This window comes from Burkholderia sp. ABCPW 11 (assembly GCF_001523445.1).
In the GTDB taxonomy this organism is placed as follows: Bacteria; Pseudomonadota; Gammaproteobacteria; order Burkholderiales; family Burkholderiaceae; genus Burkholderia.
This window is the reverse complement of sequence record NZ_LOVM01000001.1, coordinates 40152-57255: the sequence shown is the minus strand read 5'-3', so window position 1 is coordinate 57255 and position 17104 is coordinate 40152. Positions and strand designations below refer to the sequence as shown.

Here is a 17104-nt window from a genome sequence, read left to right as displayed (position 1 = left end):
CGATCGCGCAAGCCGGCGACGCGTGCACGAGAATGCCGGGGAATGAAGCGCCCGATACGGCCGCACCGGGCAGCACGGCCGCGCGGTCACGGACGCAGCAGATCGAACCCGCCGAATACGACGACACCGCTGAGCACGATCATCGCGACGGAGTGCTGGCCGAAGTAGAGAATCGCGGCGGCGAGCCACGTCGTGATGCAGAAGGCGCCGATGCGGGCCATCGTGTGTTCCTCGAATGCGTGATGAAGTGAATGCGTGCCGCGCGGCGTTTGCCGCTCGAGCGGTGAGCGAGGCGTGCACGCAAGCGACGGAAAAGGCGATCCGGGAAGCCGCGGTGGCGGCGTCGGCACACGTTGCATGCCGGCCGGGAGTCGAAGCCGGCGATATCACGCGGTCGGGTCTGGAATAGACGTCCGACATGCGCGTTCCGCGCCGACGAAGCGCCGATTTTACCAGCGCCATCGTGCCGCCAATCTGGCCCTTTCGCGATCAATTGCGGTCATCATCCGGCAATCCACCCGACCCCCGATATTCAAGTTTCGTGTGACGAATGCCGTCAACAATTGAAAGGCGATTCTCGCCCCTGTCATTTCGCTTACCGACGACACACGGACCGACACGATGCAGATCGATTTCTCCACGACCCCGCAATTCCCGCTCGCGGACAGCGGCGTGACCGCGAACCCGCCCGCCGCGACGTCGTCCACCGGTGGCGCGACGGATGCCGCGAGCGCCACGGGTTCGACCGGCACTTCCGGCACCACCGGCACGAAGGAGTCGACGGGCGCCACCGGCGCCGCGCCCGGCACGGCGGGCGCATCGTCGCAAGACCCGGCAGTCGCCCAGTTGAAGGCGCTGATCGAGCGGCTGCAAAAGCAGCTCGCGACATTGGAGCGGCAGATGGCCACCGCGGCCCAGCGCGCAAAGGACGACCCGGCTGCGGCCGTCGAACAGCAGTCGCTGAGTGCGGAAGCCAGCGCGATTTCAGCCGCGCTGGCGACGGCGATCTCGCAACTTGCCGCGGCGCTCGAAAAATCCGGCGGCTCGCCGTCGGGCGGGCTGGTGTCGACGCAGGCCTGAGCGGCGACGGCGGCGTCGGCCGCACGCATTACAATCGCAAGCGCGTCTCCCTCTCGAGGACGGCTGAACGATGAATGCGGAATTCGACGACGAACTCCTTCGCTTCGACGCGCACGGCGGCACGCCGCTGCCGGCGGCCGATGCCGAAGGATGGATCGACCACGACGGTGCGCACATTTGGCACGCGTCGTTCGGCCAGGGGCCGGCGGTCGTGCTGCTGCACGGCGGCCTCGGCCATGGCGGCAACTGGGGCAACCAGGTACCGGCGCTGCTCGCGGCCGGCTACCGCGCGATCGTGATCGACAGTCGCGGCCACGGCCGCAGCACGCGCGACGACCGACCCTATTCGTACGAACGCATGGCATCGGACGTGCTGGCCGTGCTCGACGCGCTGCAGGTCGACCGTGCGCGCTTCGTCGGCTGGAGCGACGGCGCATGCATCGCGCTCGTGCTGGCCGCCCGTGCGCCGGAACGCGCGGCCGGCGTGTTCTTCTTCGCGTGCAACATGGATCCGGGCGGCACGAAGGACATGGTGCCGAGCCCGCTGATCGACCGTTGTTTCGCGCGACATCGCAAGGACTATGCGCAACTGTCCGCGACACCGGACCAGTTCGACGCGTTCGTGGCCGCCGTCAGCGAAATGATGCGCACGCAACCGAATTACACCGCGCAGGATCTCGCGGCGATCGCCGTGCCGGTTGCGATCGTGCAGGGCGAGCACGACGAATTCATCCGGCCCGAGCATGCGGCGTACCTCGCGCGAACGATCCCCGGCGCGACGCTGACGATCCTGCCCGGCGTGAGCCATTTCGCGCCGCTGCAGCGGCCCGCGCGGTTCAACGCGGCGATGCTGGCGTTTCTCGACCGGCTGCCGGGGTGACGCACGCACGGGCCGCCGACGCGCAGGCGTGCGTCGGCCGCGTTCTCGCATGTCGAGCGCCATCGCGCAGGTGACGCGTTGCAGTTGTCGGGCGAGCCGCGTGCCGGCGCGCGAGCGCAGGAATTCGGCGAGCACGCGTTCGCGGGCGATCGGCTGCATGTGCCCGGATTCGATGCCGTCAAAACCGACCGGTTTTCCTGAAAAACAGGCATGCGGCGCCGACGGAGTCGCGGCCCCGTCCGGCATGTCACGTACCTCATAAGTTTTTCTTTCGGCTCGCGCAACATATCGTCGATTGTTGGCGGCCGGGCGGTAGCGGATAGTCCTGCTTCGACAGGCCGGCCGCCGTCCGCTCCGCGCGGCGCGGCCAGATCTGTTGTCCATGCAACCATCTGGAATCGAAAGGAACCGCACTCATGCGATTCAATGCGACACGCTTCGCCGCGACCCTGTTCGTCGCCGCATGCGCGACCGCCGCGGCCGGTCGTGCGGCCGCCGTCACGCAGGACGACCTCCACGACACCGTCACCCGCCATATCGCGCCGCTGATGAAGCAGTATGCGATCCCCGGCATGGCGGTCGGCATCGTCGCCGGCGGCAAGCCCTACGTGTTCGACTACGGTGTGATGTCGAAGCAAACCGGCAAGCCGGTGACCGGCGACACGCTGTTCGAAATCGGCTCGGTGAGCAAGACGCTGACCGCGACGCTCGCCGCCGACGCGCAGGAGGGCGGCGAATTGTCGCTCGCGGACCCCGTGGCCAAATATCTGCCCGAGGTGCAGGGCAAGCCGTTCGGCGTCGTGACGCTGCTCCAGCTCGGCACGCACACGCCCGGCGGGACGCCGCTGCAGGTACCGGACAGCATTCGCGACGACGCGGGCCTGATCCGCTATCTCGACGCGTGGCGGCCCGACTATGCGCCTGGTACGCAGCGCAAGTATTCGAACGTCGCGATCGGCATGCTCGGCTGGCTCACCGCGAAGGCGATGCACCAGGATTTCGCGACGCTGATGGAGCAGCGGCTCTTTCCCGCGCTCGGGATGACGCATACCTACATCGACGTGCCCGACGCGCGCATGGCCGACTATGCGCAGGGCTACACGAAGGACGGCAAGCCGACCCGGATGACGCAAGGCATGCTGTGGCAGCAGGCGTACGGCGTGCGGACCACGGCGGCCGACCTGCTGCGCTTCGTGCAGGCGAACATGGGGATGATCCAGACCGCGCCGCGCCTGCAGCGCGCGATCGAACGCACGCATACCGGCTACTTCCGCGCAGGCCCGCTGACGCAGGATTTGATCTGGGAACAGTATCCGTACCCGGTCGTGCTGCCCACGCTGCTCGCGGGCAATGCGCCGAAGATGCTGTTCGATGCGGTGCCGGCCAGCGCGATCCAGCCGCCGCTTGCGCCAAACCCTGCGACCTGGATCAACAAGACGGGTTCGACCGGCGGCTTCAGCACGTATGTCGCGTTCGTTCCCGCGAAGCGGATCGCGATCGTGATGCTCGCGAACGGCAGCGTGCCGATCGAGGACCGCGTGAAGGTTGCCTACCGGATCCTCGGATCGCTCGGCGACGGGCGGTAAGGTCGCCGCGCCCGCCGCGTCGGGAAATGCTTATGATGGGCGGGCAATCGCGTGCGCGGCGGGCGACGCACCGGGCGACGGAGGAGAACCGATTGAGCATCGTATGGGACGGAATCACGGGCGCCGACGTGCTCGACGACGCGCAACTGGCGAGCAGGCACGCATTGGCCGATGCGGCGCGCGACGGCGCATGGGCGACACTGATCGAGCGTGTCGCGCAACAGCCCGCGCTCGTCAACGCGACGCGGCCGGGAGGCACGTCGCTATACGCGCCGCTGCATCAGGCCGCGTATGGCGGCGCGCCGCAGGAGGTCGTCGCGGAATTGCTGCGGCTCGGCGCATGGCGCATGCTGCGCGATGTGCGAGGCGAGCGCGCGGTCGACATTGCCGCGTCGCGCGGGCATCGGCATCTGGTCGCGCTGTTGACGCCGCAGCCGCGGCGCCTCGTGCCTGACGGCACGCTGCGCGCCATCCAGCGTCATTTCCACGACATGATCGGTGGCCGCATCGCGCACCTGCGGGTCGACGCACTGCGTTTTCCCGAACTCGAACCGCTGCTCGAATTCGACGCGCAAGCCGGGCGCATGTGGTTCGCGGTGCCTGGCATGTACGGCGGATTCGGTTACGCGCTGCGCACCGACGGCGATGCCGCGGTGCTCGTGTCCGAGAGCTGGAGCCGCGTGGTCGGCGGCTCGGGCCAGCGGCACGAGATCACGGCCCACGGCTGTACGCTGGTCGAAGAGGGTTTCGTCTGATCCGGCCGATCGTCTCGCCGGGCGCAAGACCGCACCACGTCGAAGTCGCCGAGCCCGTCCCGCATGCGGCCGCATGCGGCTCGCGCAAAACGCGATGTGCTGCATCGTGCCGCGCGGGCAGCGGCGCGCGCACAAGTGCGTCGCGCGGCGGGCCGACCTGCGCGATGAATCGTTTGTCTCGTTTCCGCCGGGTTTCGACGCGCGCAGCGCGATCGAGCACGTGGTCGTTCAAGCGATAGCTGTGCCGTCCGCTTCGACGGCAGCCGGCGCCGCCGCCGCGGCGCCCGCCAGCCGCCGGTAACGCGCGAGCGCCCACAGCGGGAAGTACGCGGTATAGCCGTGATACTTCAGGTAGAAGATGCGCGGAAAGCCCGGCGCATTGTGCGAACGGTGCCACCAGAAGCCGTCTTCCTGCTGCACCGACTGCAGATACGCGATGCCGCGTTTCACCGAATCGGATTCGCAGTCGCCGAACGCCATCTGCGCGAGCAGTGCCCACGCGGTGCAGTTCGACGTGCTCTCGCCGCCGTTCGTGCCGGCCAGCTTCGGGTCGATGTAGCTGTCGTTCGTCTCGCCCCAGCCGCCGTCCGCATGCTGCCGTGCGCGCAGCCAGTCGAGCGCGCGTGCGATATAGGGCTGCGACTTGTCCTCGCCGGCGAGCGCGAGGCCGGCCAGCACGCTCCACGTGCCGTACAGGTAGTTCGTGCCCCAGCGGCCCCACCAGCTGCCGTCGGGCTGCTGCGTGCGCTTCACGTAGTCGATGCAGCGCGCGAGCGACGCGCGGTCTTCCGCGCGCTTCGTCACGCCGAAGCACAGCAGCACGCGGCCCGATACGTCCTCGGTCGGCGGATCGAGCAGCGCGCCGTGATCGGCGAACGGGATCGCGTTCAGGTACATGCGGTCGCAGTTCGCATCGAACGCCGCGAAGCCGCCGTTGCGCGATTGCAGCCCGCGCATCCAGTCCAGTGCGCGCGCGACGCGCGATGCATACGGGTTCGTGCCGTCCGCGTGGCGGCGCGTACGGCCGCGCCGATCGAGCATCGCGGTGACGAGCGCGCTGTCGTCGATGTCCGGGTAATACGGGTTCGCGTACTGGAACGCCCATCCGCCCGGCTCGACGTCGGCCGGGACGTTCTCGACCCAGTCGCCGCGCAGGTCGTTCACTTGCCGTTCGGCCAGCCAGTCGTACGCGCGGGCGATGCGTGCATCGAGCTCGCGCAGCGCGCCGGCCGACTCGCCGGTTTCCGGCCCCGCGACACCACGCGCCTGCTCGAGCGCCATCGTGCTCCACGCGGTATCCCACACCGGCGACAGGCACGGCTGGCAATACACGCTGCCGTCCGGCCGCGTGACCAGCAGCTTCTCCAGCGCGTTTTCGCAATCGCGCCGCAGTGGATGGTCGTCCGGGTAGCCGAGCACCTGCATCATCTGGTAGCTGTACACGATCGGCGGGAAAATGCCGCCGAGCCCGTCCTCGCCGTTCATCCGTTCCGCACACCACGCTTGCGCATGCCGGATCGCGCGCTGCCGCAGGCGCTTCGGTATCAGCGGTTCGATATGGCGGACCGTGCGGTCGAGTGCGAGGAACAGCCGACGCATGCCGCGCGCGGGCGGGAAGTACCGGCGCTCTTCGTCCGGCGGCGTGACGAACAGCTCGCGGATCGAGACGTTGCGCGGATTGCGCGCCCGCGCCTTCAGCGAGCACAGCACCAACAGCGGCACCATCGTCGTGCGCGCCCAGTACGCGACCTTGTACATCGAGATCGGCACCCACTTCGGGAACAGCACGAATTCGACCGGCATGAACGGCGTCGCGCGCCACGGCACCTGACCGAACGTCGCGAGCAGGATGCGCGTGAACACGTTCGAGCGTGCCGCGCCGCCGAGCTTCAGGATCGCATCGCGCGCGCGGACCATGTGCGGCGCCTGTTCGCTGTCGCCGGCCGCCTTCAGCGCGAAATACGCCTTCACGCTGCACGACACGTCCGGCGCGCCGTCGACGTACAGATCCCATGCGCCGTGCGTGTCGAGCCGCTGGTTCGCGCGCAGGTAGCGCGCCATCTTCTCCTGGCGCACGTCGTCGATCCGGTCCATGAAATGCATCATAAGGATGTATTCCGCGGTGATCGTCGCGTCGGATTCGAGTTCGAAACACCAACTGCCGTCGGGCTGCTGAAGGCGCACGAGTGCGTCGCGTCCACGGGCGATGGCAGTGTCGAGCGTGGACCAGGGGGAGGGGGCCGATTTGTTCATGCGGCGGATCATACCATCCAGACGGAATGTTTAAATCGAGACGTGCGGTGCTACCATCCGCACCATGAAAAAACGCCTCGAACCCGCGCCGCGCGACGTGTCCGCGCCCGTCGAACCGGCTGAAACGCCCGCTGCACGGGCCTCTGAAGGATCAGCGGCGCCGCCGGCTACCGCCGCGACCGGCGTGCGGCGGAAAAAAGCGCCGGATCAGGTGCGCGCGCAATTGCTGGCGGCCGCGTCGGAGATCGCGACGCATCACGGCGTGGCCGCGTTGACGCTCGATGCAGTGGCCGAGCGCGCCGGCGTGACGAAAGGCGCGCTGCAATATCACTTCGCGAACAAGCAGGGGCTGCTGGACGCGCTGTTCGGGCAGGCGACCGAGCGGTTCGGCGCGCAACTGGCCGCGCGGCTCGCGGCGGATTCCGACGGCGACGGCGCGGCGGCGCGCGCGTATCTGCATGCGGTGCTCGATGCGGCCAATCCGGCCGCGAGTACCGACGTGCTGCGCGTGCTGATCGCGTCGATGATCACCGAGACGGACACGCGCGCGCGATGGTCGGTGCCGATGCGCGAATGGACGCGGCCCGACCCGGTGCCGCTCGAGCGGGCCGCGACGCTGATGATTTGCCGGCTCGCGGCCGACGGGTTGTGGATATCGGAGTTGCTCGACAGCGTCGACGTATCGGCCGAATTGCGCGCCGAGATCGTCCGGCAGCTCGATGCGATGAGCCGAGGCGTGTTTCCGAAGTGATGCGCGACGCAGGAGCGATCGTCGAATTCGGAGAAACCTGGCCCGGGAAACCGAGGAGCAGAAGCAACGTCTGGCGGATGCCATCACGCGCGATGTGATGGAGATACTCGGTTATGGTGAGGAATCCCTATCAGTCGGCTTCGAGGAAATTCCGTCGGACAAGTGGAAGGAGAAAGTCTATCGTCCGGATATTGAGGCGCGTTCCGCAACGCTGTACAAGAAACCGGACTACCGGATGCAAGCGCGCATCGCAGGCACGGCCTGCTCGACACGGGCGGTTTCGGCACCGCCCGTGCCGAACCGCCGATGAAGTGCCGCCGGTCCTATTGCGCCGTGGTGCGTGTGAACGGCCCGGGAATCCTGCCCGCTTCCTGACGCGCGATCATCCAGCCGGGATAGCACGGCGGCAACGCGCTCACGGCATCGAGGCGCGCCAGTTCTTCGTCGGTCAGGACGACGTCGACCGCGCCGAGATTGTCGTCGAGCTGATCGATCCGCTTGGCGCCGATGATGACGCTGGTGACGGCCGGCCTGGCGAGCAACCACGCGAGCGCAATCCGCGCGACCGAGACGCCGTGCGCGCCGGCGATCGCGCGCATCTCCGCCACGCACGGCCAGGCCCGATCCGGATCGACCGGCGGAAAATCGAAATGACCGCGCCGCGAACCTGCTTCGGTCGACGCGCCGGGGCCGAACTTGCCCGACAGCAATCCGCCGGCGAGCGGCGACCAGACGAGCAGCCCCATTTGCTCGTCGACGGCGAGCGGAACCAGCTCGCGCTCCACGTCGCGCCCGGCGATCGAGTAGTAGGCCTGGAGCGTCTCGAAGCGCGTGGCGTGAAGCGCGGCACTCAGGCCGAGCGCCTTGCCGATCTTGCCCGCCCGCCAGTTCGACACGCCGACGTAACGGACCAGCCCCTGTCGCGTCAGATCGTCGAGCGCGCGCAGCGTCTCCTCGATCGGCGTGACGGGGTCGCTCGCGTGAATCTGGTACAGGTCGATATGGTTGACCTGGAGCCGTTCCAGGCTTCGCTGCACCGAATCCATGATGTGACCGCGCGACGCGCCCTGGTCGTTGGGGCCCGCACCCATCACGCCGGCTGTCTTCGTCGCCAGCACGATCTCGTGGCGCGGGACGCCGAGGTCGCGCAGTGCCTGCCCGACCACGCGTTCGGACTGCCCGAACGAGTAAATATCGGCGGTGTCGATGAAGTTGATGCCGGCGTCGAGCGCACGGGCGATCAGACGGTTCGCGTCGTCCTGGCCGACCGCGCCGATCGCCGCCCACATGCCGGCATCCGCGTTGCCGCCCATCGTCATCGTGCCGAGGCACAGCTCGGAGACGTACAGGCCGGTGCGGCCCAATTGCTTGTATTTCATTGTTGCGCCCTTCGGAATCGGCCGGACACAATACGAGGCGTCGGCCGGTGGCGCCCCGCACGAACGTCGGAATGTCAGTTGGAGCGTGATGTGCCGGCCCGCAACTGCCCGGCAATCGCCGCGACGCGTGCGCCATAGCGGCGGGCCGTTTCGAGGTCGCCCGGCGACATCTCTTCCGGCGACGCATCGGCCGGCGTTTGCGCCATCGGCGCGATGTAGGCGCCCATGCGGTTCAGGTCGTCGCGCGCCGACGCTTTCAGATTGGCCGGCTTGATGTCCATGCTGACCCAGATGCCGCCGTGCTGTCCGGCCAGCAGGAAGAAGTATTTGAGCGTATTGAGCTTGTCGCCGTTGAGGCTTGCGCTATTGGTGAAGCCGCCGAAGACCTTGTTCTGCCATCCGCTTTCGAACCAGACCTTCGACGACGCATCCGCGAACTTCTTGAACTGCCAGCTCGGGCCGCCCATGTAGGTCGGCGAGCCGAACAGGATCGCGTCGGCGTCGGCCAATGTGTGCCACGCGTCGTCGGCGAGGTTGCCGTCGGCGTCGATCGCGACGAGTGCGGCGCTGGCGCCGTCCGCGACAGCGGCGGCCATCCGTTGCGTATGGCCGTAGCCGGAGTGGTAGACGACGACCGTTTTTGCCGGCGGGGAGAGTTGATCCATGATGGTTTCCTTTCGTTCGGGTTGTCGTTCAGACGACGTGGGAAGCCACTCTACCGAGCCGCAATCGGGTTATAAACGACGACAGATTGAACGTTCCGTTACTTTCCGGATGAACAATGCAGAACCTTGATGCGCTTTTGATTTTTGCCCGTGTCGCCGAAATGGCGAGCTTCACGCGTGCCGCCGAAAGCCTCGGCATTCAGAAGGGACGGGTATCCACGGTCATCCGTGCGCTCGAACGGGACATGGGTGTCGCACTCCTGCATCGCACCACGAGGCGCGTGCAGCTCACCGAGGACGGCCGCGCGTTCTATGCGCGTGCGACCGACCTGCTCGCCGAAATGCAGGAATTGCAGTCGATGTTCTCGGGGCGCGGCGCGTCGCTGCGCGGCAGGTTGCGCGTGGACATGCCCACGGAATTGGCGCGCAGCGTCGTGGTGCCGGCGCTGCCGCAACTGATGGCCGCGCATCCGGATCTGGAGCTGGAGCTGTCCAGCACCGACCGGCGTGTCGATCTCGTTCGGGAAGGGTTCGATTGCGTGATCCGGCTGGGCCCGATCGCCGACGAGACGCTGATTGCCCGGCCGCTCGGCAAGCTGCGCATGACGAATGCGGCGAGCCCTGCCTATCTCGCGCGGCATGGCGTGCCGCATACGCTCGCCGATCTGCACAGCCAGGGGCACAAGATGATCCACTACACGCTGACGCTCGGCGCGCGGCATCCCGGATGGGAATATCCGGATGGCGACGGCTATGCGTGGTTGCCGTTGCCCAGCGCGATGCAGGTCAACAGCGTGCAGACCTATCACGCGGCGGGGCTGGCGGGCATCGGGCTGATCCAGGCCGGCTATTCGGCGCTCGCGCATCACCTCGAAAGCGGCGCGCTCGTGGAGGTGTTGCCGGACTTGCGTCCCGAGCCGCTTGCCGCGTCGCTCGTCGTCGCGCATCGGCGCAATCTTTCGCCGCGCGTGCGGGCTTTCATGGACTGGATCGGGGGCGTATTGAAGCCGTACCTGGATTAGCGGGGTGGTGGAGCGGTTCGACGTGTCGGCGGATGCGGTTCCTTTGCCGCGCTCCCTTTGCGTTACGCAAACTTGCCGAAATCCACCGCAACGGCATCAACGCGCCGCGTCCCGCGCGTCGTCCAGCAACCACTCCGCAAACGCCCGCACCGGCGCCGCGCTCAATTCGATCGGCTCGGGAAGCACGAGGCAAAAGTTTTTCGTAATCGCCTTGCCGTCCGGCCAGGGCGCAACCAGCCGCCCTTGCTCGAGCTCCGTCCCGATGTAAAGGCGCGGCACCAGTGCGACACCCAGGCTGGCCAGCGCGGCCTCGATCAGCATCGAATGAAGATCGTATCGCGGGCCGACCGCCGAATTGGTCAGCACGATGCCGGTTTCCTGCGCATAGACCTGCCACGCATCCGGATTCTGTCGCCGATGAAGGCGCGGCAGCGCATCCAGCGACGGATTCGCGCCAACGCCTTCGATGAGCGCCGGACTGCAGACGGGCACCAGCACCTCTTCCAACAGCGGATGCAGATGCATGCCGGCCCACGCGGGATGGTCGAAATGAATGGCGGCGTCGAACCCGCTGCCGGCCAGCAGGAACGGTTCCATCCGTTCGGCGATGTGCACGGTGACGTTCGGATGGCGCGCCTGAAAGCGCTTCAACCGCGGGATCAGCCAGCGGGTCGCGAAGGTCGGGATCGCGGCGATGTCGATGCTCGCGCCTTCGACGGGCTGCCCCATCAGATACAGGCTGTCCCGTTCCAGCCGATCCAGAATCTCGCGCACCTGCACCGCGTATCGCGTGCCGTTGGGCGCAAGTCGCACCCGGTTGCCGACGCGCTCGAACAGCGTCACGCCGAGGAACGCCTCCAGCCGGCCGATCTGGCGGCTGACGGCGCCTTCGGTGCGCGCCAGCTCGTCGGCGGCGCGGGCGAAGCTGCCGTGTCGGGCCGCCGCCTCGAAGGCCAGGAGCGCGGAATTGCTGGGGATCTTGCGTCGCATCGTGGGTTTCGCCGGTCGGGGTGCGTTCGACGGTCAGCTTGATCAAATGTCACTGAAGGCTGACTTTAAGTCGATATCTGTGTGAAAGACAGCAGATTAGCATTACGTCACTGCACTGAATATCCCGTATTCGAGGTGCAGGATGCTCACTCGTCACGAAGGACGATCCAATGATCTATACCGTCGAATGCAGCTTCGCCGACGCCGCCAGCGAAGCCGAATGGAACGATTTCTACAGCGACGACAAGCTGCCGGCCCTCATCTCGGTCGCCGGCTTTCACACGTCGCAGCGCTTCAGGGCGATAAGCGGCGGCTGCCCCGTTTATCTGGCCATTCACACGATCGACGGTCTCGACGTGCTGACCGGCGATGAATATCGACGGAAAGGCGGCGGCAATTTCGCGCGTTGGCAGCAGCACATCACCGACTGGCACCGCAATCTCTACGGCGATATCGATCATGCGCCGGCGGTCGACGCCGACGAACTGCTCGTGCTGAGCGACAGCGGCCCCGGCCCGCTGATCGAACTGGGCCTGAAGCCGCTGGCCATGGAGGCCGTTGCACTGGAGCGGTTTCCGGCGCGCCGCTGGCTCGCGGTACTCCCCCGGAGCGATGCCCCGCTCGTCGACGACGTACCGGCCGGCCTTGACCTGTACGCACCGATGACGATGCAACTGACGAAGAAGCGCGGCGATGCCTAACGTGACTTTCCATATCGATGCGGAACGCATGCCGCCCGACGCGCGCCTCGCCGAACTTTCCGGCGATTGCATCGAACTCTGTACGCGTGTCCTTCAGGCAGAAGTCAGGAACGTCCACGTCATTTACGTGGCGGTTCGGCACGGCTGCGGGCATCCCGTTTTCGCGGAAATCCGGTATCGCGTGGAATCGTTCCGTCCGCCCGCGGTCATGGACGCGTTCATGGAAGCGCTGGATCGCGCCGTCGTTCGCCGCACGGGGCTGACGGCGCGCATCCGCTGTTTCGGTCATGCCGTGCCGAACCTTCACGCGCGAAACTAGCCGCACCGGAGAAGCATGATGTCCAACGTTACGTTTCCCTGTCAGCGTGTCGGGGATTTCACGATCACCGCGATCAGCGACGGCTACCTCACGGCCAGCCTCGATTTCCTGTCGAATATCGACGTGGCCGACGCTGCCGGCATGCAGCGCGCGGCCGGGCAGCAGGAGCCGTCCGCCGTGCATATCAACTGCTACGTCGTGCGCGGCGCGGGCCGCACGATTCTCGTCGATGCAGGAGCCGGCGGCATCAGGCAATGGGGCGGCCGTCTGCAGGACAACTTACGGCTGGCCGGCATCGATCCTGCCGAGATCGACACGGTTTTGCTCACGCACGCCCATCCCGACCACATCGGCGGGCTGGTGAATGCCGCCGGACACGTTGCGTTTCCGAATGCGGAGCTGCTCGCGCATCGACGCGAGGTCGCGTTCTGGCGCGACGACGGCAATCTGAGCCGCGCCAGCGAGCGCGCCCGCGGCAATTTCCGGATCGCGCGTCAGGCATTCGACGCTTACGGCGACGCGCTTCGGACCTTCGACGAAGGCGAGGTGCTGCCCGGAATCGCTGCGATCCCGCTACCGGGGCATACCGACGGACATACCGGCTATGTGCTCGAATCCGGTGATCAGGGCCTGCTCGTGTGGGGCGATATCGTGCATTTCCCGCACATCCAGATCAAGCGGCCGGACGTCTCGATTGCGTTCGACCAGGATGCGTCGCAGGCGGCGGCGACGCGTGCGCGACTGCTCGACCGGGCCAGCTCGGAAGGGCTGCTGATCGCCGGCATGCATCTGGGGGAACCCGGGTTCGCGCGAATCGGGCGAACGAACGGCGAATACGGCCTGTTTTACGAGACCGACACGTGAAGCGATGCACGGAAACGTTCGCGGTCGATACCGCGCGCCCGCTTTGCAGGTTGCCGTTCGAGGAGGACAATCCAGCCTGAAATCTCGTCGGAGGTCGCACATCATGGCTCCATTTCAACCCGATGGATGGCATACCGTCACGCCGCGGATCGTCGTGCCGGATCCGCGCAACCTGGTCGCCTTCATCCGCACGGTGTTCGACGCAGAAGGCGAATGCCGTGCCGGCTTGCCTGCCGAGATCCGGATCGGCGACTCCGTCGTGATGGTCAGCGACGGAGGCGGCCTGCGCGATCCGATGCCGGCGTTTCTGTACGTGTATGTTCCGAACACGGACTCCACCTATCGACGGGCGCTCGCGGCGCAAGCGATCCCGCTCGAAGCGCCCGCCGACATGCCGTACGGCGACCGGCGGGCGATGGTGAAGGACGCGTGGGGAAACGTCTGGCAGATCGCGACGCACCAGCGCGACCTGTCGGCCGACGAGATTCGTGCGAGGCTCGGCGACGGCGGCTAGTCGCGCTGCCTCGGTTTCCCCCCCCCCCCCTCTGTCGCAATCGTCAAGATTCGCGTCGCATGCGGATAAAAGCCGCCCGTTCCCCGAGCCGTTAACCCGTTCGCAGCCCCGCGCCGGTACTGCGCCACGGCGCGCGTCGTTCGTGTTCCGGAATTCACCTCCGCCGCTGGCCGTGCCCGGCCGGCTCAAGGGAACGTCATGCGAAAACAACTCACTATCCGTGGTGGACTCGTCGCGACCATCGCCGGTTATACCGTGCTGCTCGTGCTGGTGGTCGGCGCCTGCATCGCGGCCCTCTACATCGGCAACGGCTCGCTCGAGGCGATGTACCGCGACGACACCGCGTCGCTGCTGCACCTGAAGACCAGCTCCGAGCGGATGCTGGTGCTGCGCGAACGCATGAGCGACGTCGCGCAGATCATCAGCGCCGGCCAGCCCGCGAAGGAGGAAGTCGCGCAACTTCACACGCTGCTCAAGCAGAGCAACGATGAACTGGATGCATACACGCGCCTGCATGCGCGCGACGCCGGCGAGCAGGCGCTGTTCGACACGCTGCAGGACCGCCGGCGCACACTGCTCGACCGGGTGTTCCTGAAGGCGCTGTCGCAGCTCGACGGCGACGACGCGTTCAACTTCCTCGACACGCAGCGCACCGCGCCGCCGGCGTTGTTCGCCGCCTACCAGGCGGCGATCGACGCGCTCGAGTCGTTCCAGGTCACGCGCCAGAAGGCCCGCTACGATGCGGCCGGCAGGCATTTCCACTGGATCGTGTGGGGGATGGGAGCGGTCGCGGTGCTGGCGCTCGTCGTCGGGTTCCTGGCCCAGCGCGTGCTCGCGAAGGCGATCATCGAGCCGATCAATCTCGCGGTCGAGCAGTTCGAAAAAATTTCGAAAGGCGACCTGACCGGCGCCGTCGTCGTCCCGGGCGAGAATGAAATGGCGTATCTGCTGAATGCGCTGAAGCGGATGCAGGACGGCCTCGTCGATACGGTGAGCCAGGTGCGCGCGAGCACCGAGACGATCGTCGGCGACGTGCGCACGATCGCGAGCGGCAACGTCGACCTGTCCGCGCGTACCGAGCAGCAGGCCGTGTCGCTGCAGCAGGCGGCCGCGAGCGTCGAGCAACTGACGGCGGCCGTGCGCCAGAACGCGGACAACGCGCGCGACGCGCGCACGTACGTCGAGGGCGCGGCCGGCATCGCGTCGCGCGGCGGCGAAGCGATGCAGCGCGTCGTCGAGACGATGTCGGAGATTTCGCACAGCTCCACGCGCATCTCCGGCATCGTCGGCGTGATCGAGAGCATTGCGTTTCAGACGAACATCCTCGCGTTGAACGCCGCCGTCGAAGCCGCGCGCGCGGGCGAGCAGGGGCGCGGGTTCGCGGTCGTCGCCACCGAGGTGCGCGGGCTCGCACAGCGCTGTGCAGCCGCGGCGAAGGAAATTCGCGACCTGATCGGCCATTCCGCGCGACGCGTCGAAGACGGCAGCGGCCTCGTCGCGGCGGCCGGCTCGGCGATGGCCGAGCTCGTCGCGGCGGTCGAGCGGGTGAACGCGATCATGGGCGAAACCAGCCAGGCATTCGACGAGCAGTCGTCGGGCATCGAGCAGGTGAACGCCGCGGTGATCCAGATGGAGCAGACGATGCAGCGCAATGCCGCGCTGGTCGAGGAAGCGGCGGCCGCGGCGCTGTCGCTCGACGAACAGGGCTCGCGGTTGAGCGCGGCGGTCGCGCAGTTCCGTCTGCGCGACGCGGCGCTCGCGTGACGTGCGGGATTATTGCGGCGCGTCCGGCAACGCGTAGTCGAAGCGGTACGTATGCCGGCCGTCGTCGATGTCGATGCGCATCGCGCCGGACAGGCCGAGCAATTCGTCCGTTCCGGAATCGGGCACGACCGTGATCGACTGCGTCGGCTGCCCGCGCGTCATGGTGGAGCTGTGCTGCAGGACAAACCTGCCCTTGCGTCCGCCGAGCACGCCTTCGACGGTTTCCATCGCCACGTAGCCGGCCGAACCCTGAACGCTGCTGCGAAATGCGAGCATTTCTCCGTGGCTGACGGCTTCCAGATCGCCATGAAAATGTTTGTCCAGCGACATGCGGCCGAGTCCGCTGTTCTCCGCGACGTGACTCAAGGGTTCCGGATTCAGCTTCACTTCGAACGGACCGCTGGCCTGCAGTTTCATGACTGTTTTCCTCGTCGAATGGGCAGTCAATACTATAAGCGGACTCCGTCGACGGTGGGCCGATCGCGGTGCGTCGGTCGCCGTCCTTCGCGAGCCCGATTGACCGCGCCACAGCCGTCCGACAGATTCCTCTACTCGTCACCTTGACCTTGAAGTCGGCTTGAAGCTTAGAGTGCTTGCTGGCGGCAGCGGCAGGCTTCGGATCTCGCTTGCCACGGTCGATCATCGACGAGAGGCAATGGACATGGACAGGCGTTTTACACAGGTCGAATTCGGGCCGCACACGGTCGACGTGCCCGAGGGCGGGTATTACGACCGGTTCCGGATGAATCCGGACCTGGATGCGGTGGCGCGCGATCCCGCAGCGGGAAACATCGATTTTTTCCGGCGGTTTCCGAAGCGTCAGGTCGCTTCGCGGGTCGGCCCGACGTGGGCGCCGAACTTCTACTACCGTTCCAGCAGCATTCAACTGCTGTTCCTCGCGCCGCTCGAACGCCTGCGGACGACGCTGCCGATCCCGCTCGAACCGCTGCGGGCGTTCCCCGGATACGGGATCGTCGCGCTGACGTTCTTTTCGTACGCGGTCTGCGACAACGATCCGTATGACGAAGTATCCGTCGCGGTGGTGATCCGCCGGCCCGGCGCGAAAGGCTCGCACGCGCTCGAACTGATCGACTCGATGCGGCGCCGGAGTTTCTTCGCGCACGTGCTGGCACTGCCGGTCACGACGGAAATCGCGCGGGTGCGCGGCGTGCACGGCTATCGGTTGCCCAAGTGGCTCGCCGAGATCGACGTGAACGTCGGTGCGACGGCCCGCGCGCGTATCGCCGGACCGGAAGGCCGACCGGATCTGAGCCTCAGCGTGCCGCTGCCGGCGCTGAGCCGTGTCCCGTCGCAATCGCACATGGCGACGACGACGATGGTCAATCGCATCGACGGCGAATGGCACGAGTCGTCGGTCCAGACCAACATGCTGTCGTTTGCGCAGCGCCTGTTGCCGCGCAACGTCGAGCTGGCGCGGCACGGTGGGCCGCTCAGCCAGTTGCTCGACGGGCTCGGCGCATCCACGATCATGCGTCTCGACGTGGTCGAGGATGCACAATTGGTCCTGAACCTGCCGACACCCTTGACGGCCTTCGATGAGCCCGGCAAGCCACGCTAACG

General features: G+C 66.9%; 19 protein-coding genes and 1 pseudogene. 14 read left to right on the top strand and 6 right to left on the bottom strand.

Annotated features, from left to right (window positions below; translation table 11 throughout):
- Positions 1-86 precede the first annotated feature (86 nt).
- Positions 87-221, bottom strand: a complete 135-nt coding sequence (locus tag WS61_RS35465) for a hypothetical protein (RefSeq protein ID WP_006767081.1) — start codon at positions 219-221, stop codon at positions 87-89.
- A 400-nt stretch (positions 222-621) separates the two neighbouring features.
- Between WS61_RS35465 and WS61_RS00285 the strand changes: the two genes are divergently transcribed.
- From WS61_RS00285 to WS61_RS35460, 5 genes and pseudogenes are all read left to right on the top strand, one after another.
- Complete coding sequence (locus tag WS61_RS00285; protein ID WP_059498729.1) at positions 622-1080, top strand: hypothetical protein; 459 nt, start codon at positions 622-624, stop codon at positions 1078-1080.
- A gap of 70 nt (positions 1081-1150) precedes the next feature.
- Complete coding sequence (locus WS61_RS00280; protein WP_059498728.1) at positions 1151-1960, top strand: alpha/beta fold hydrolase; 810 nt, start codon at positions 1151-1153, stop codon at positions 1958-1960.
- A gap of 416 nt (positions 1961-2376) precedes the next feature.
- A complete protein-coding gene (ampC, locus tag WS61_RS00275) occupies positions 2377-3546 on the top strand; it encodes a class C beta-lactamase (protein ID WP_059498727.1) in 1170 nt (389 codons plus the stop codon).
- A gap of 92 nt (positions 3547-3638) precedes the next feature.
- Positions 3639-4301: an ankyrin repeat domain-containing protein gene (locus tag WS61_RS00270; RefSeq protein ID WP_059498814.1), complete on the top strand. Its 663-nt coding sequence runs from the start codon at positions 3639-3641 to the stop codon at positions 4299-4301.
- Positions 4302-4345: 44 nt separating this feature from the next.
- Positions 4346-4536: pseudogene (locus tag WS61_RS35460) on the top strand (LysR family transcriptional regulator); the annotation flags it as partial.
- Here WS61_RS35460 and shc read toward each other — a convergent pair.
- Entirely contained in the window at positions 4530-6566 is a 2037-nt protein-coding gene (shc, locus tag WS61_RS00265; protein WP_059498726.1) for a squalene--hopene cyclase, read from the bottom strand. The pseudogene WS61_RS35460 and the gene shc overlap by 7 nt on opposite strands.
- Positions 6567-6618: 52 nt before the next feature.
- Between shc and WS61_RS00260 the strand changes: the two genes are divergently transcribed.
- Positions 6619-7305, top strand: a complete 687-nt coding sequence (locus WS61_RS00260; protein ID WP_059498725.1) for a TetR/AcrR family transcriptional regulator — start codon at positions 6619-6621, stop codon at positions 7303-7305.
- A 97-nt stretch (positions 7306-7402) separates the two neighbouring features.
- Positions 7403-7615, top strand: a complete 213-nt coding sequence (locus WS61_RS32275) for a hypothetical protein (RefSeq protein WP_257126003.1) — start codon at positions 7403-7405, stop codon at positions 7613-7615.
- A 13-nt stretch (positions 7616-7628) separates the two neighbouring features.
- On the opposite strand, the gene WS61_RS00255 is transcribed toward WS61_RS32275, so the two are convergent.
- Together WS61_RS00255 and WS61_RS00250 are read right to left on the bottom strand one after the other, a co-directional pair.
- On the bottom strand, positions 7629-8684 hold the full coding sequence (locus tag WS61_RS00255) for an aldo/keto reductase (protein ID WP_059498724.1): 1056 nt from the start codon (positions 8682-8684) through the stop codon (positions 7629-7631).
- Positions 8685-8758: 74 nt separating this feature from the next.
- Entirely contained in the window at positions 8759-9349 is a 591-nt protein-coding gene (locus WS61_RS00250; RefSeq protein WP_059498723.1) for a flavodoxin family protein, read from the bottom strand.
- Between the two features lie 116 nt (positions 9350-9465).
- Between WS61_RS00250 and WS61_RS00245 the strand changes: the two genes are divergently transcribed.
- Positions 9466-10371, top strand: a complete 906-nt coding sequence (locus WS61_RS00245) for a LysR family transcriptional regulator (protein ID WP_059498722.1) — start codon at positions 9466-9468, stop codon at positions 10369-10371.
- A 96-nt stretch (positions 10372-10467) separates the two neighbouring features.
- Here the strand turns inward: WS61_RS00245 and WS61_RS00240 are convergent, their stop codons facing one another.
- Complete coding sequence (locus WS61_RS00240) at positions 10468-11361, bottom strand: LysR substrate-binding domain-containing protein (RefSeq protein ID WP_059498721.1); 894 nt, start codon at positions 11359-11361, stop codon at positions 10468-10470.
- A 170-nt stretch (positions 11362-11531) separates the two neighbouring features.
- Here WS61_RS00240 and WS61_RS00235 point away from each other — a divergent pair, with 170 nt between their 5' ends.
- The 5 genes from WS61_RS00235 (at position 11532) to WS61_RS00215 (ending at position 15523) form a co-directional block, all read left to right on the top strand.
- Positions 11532-12062 (top strand): hypothetical protein, encoded by a 531-nt coding sequence (locus WS61_RS00235; RefSeq protein WP_059498720.1) that lies wholly within the window; start codon positions 11532-11534, stop codon positions 12060-12062.
- Positions 12055-12381, top strand: a complete 327-nt coding sequence (locus WS61_RS00230; protein WP_034208937.1) for a hypothetical protein — start codon at positions 12055-12057, stop codon at positions 12379-12381. Before WS61_RS00235 ends, WS61_RS00230 begins: the two co-directional genes overlap by 8 nt.
- A gap of 18 nt (positions 12382-12399) precedes the next feature.
- On the top strand, positions 12400-13245 hold the full coding sequence (locus WS61_RS00225) for an MBL fold metallo-hydrolase (protein ID WP_059498813.1): 846 nt from the start codon (positions 12400-12402) through the stop codon (positions 13243-13245).
- Positions 13246-13348: 103 nt separating this feature from the next.
- Positions 13349-13759: a VOC family protein gene (locus WS61_RS35455; RefSeq protein WP_059498719.1), complete on the top strand. Its 411-nt coding sequence runs from the start codon at positions 13349-13351 to the stop codon at positions 13757-13759.
- Between the two features lie 198 nt (positions 13760-13957).
- Entirely contained in the window at positions 13958-15523 is a 1566-nt protein-coding gene (locus WS61_RS00215) for a methyl-accepting chemotaxis protein (RefSeq protein ID WP_059498718.1), read from the top strand.
- Positions 15524-15532: 9 nt separating this feature from the next.
- Here WS61_RS00215 and WS61_RS00210 read toward each other — a convergent pair whose 3' ends face one another.
- Positions 15533-15940 carry a DUF3224 domain-containing protein gene (locus tag WS61_RS00210; RefSeq protein ID WP_059498717.1) on the bottom strand — a complete coding sequence of 136 codons (408 nt, stop codon included), beginning with the start codon at positions 15938-15940 and terminating at the stop codon, positions 15533-15535.
- A gap of 244 nt (positions 15941-16184) precedes the next feature.
- Between WS61_RS00210 and WS61_RS00205 the strand changes: the two genes are divergently transcribed.
- Positions 16185-17102, top strand: coding sequence for an acetoacetate decarboxylase family protein (locus tag WS61_RS00205; RefSeq protein WP_179949641.1), 918 nt, complete (start codon positions 16185-16187; stop codon positions 17100-17102).
- The last annotated feature ends 2 nt before the right edge of the window (positions 17103-17104 follow it).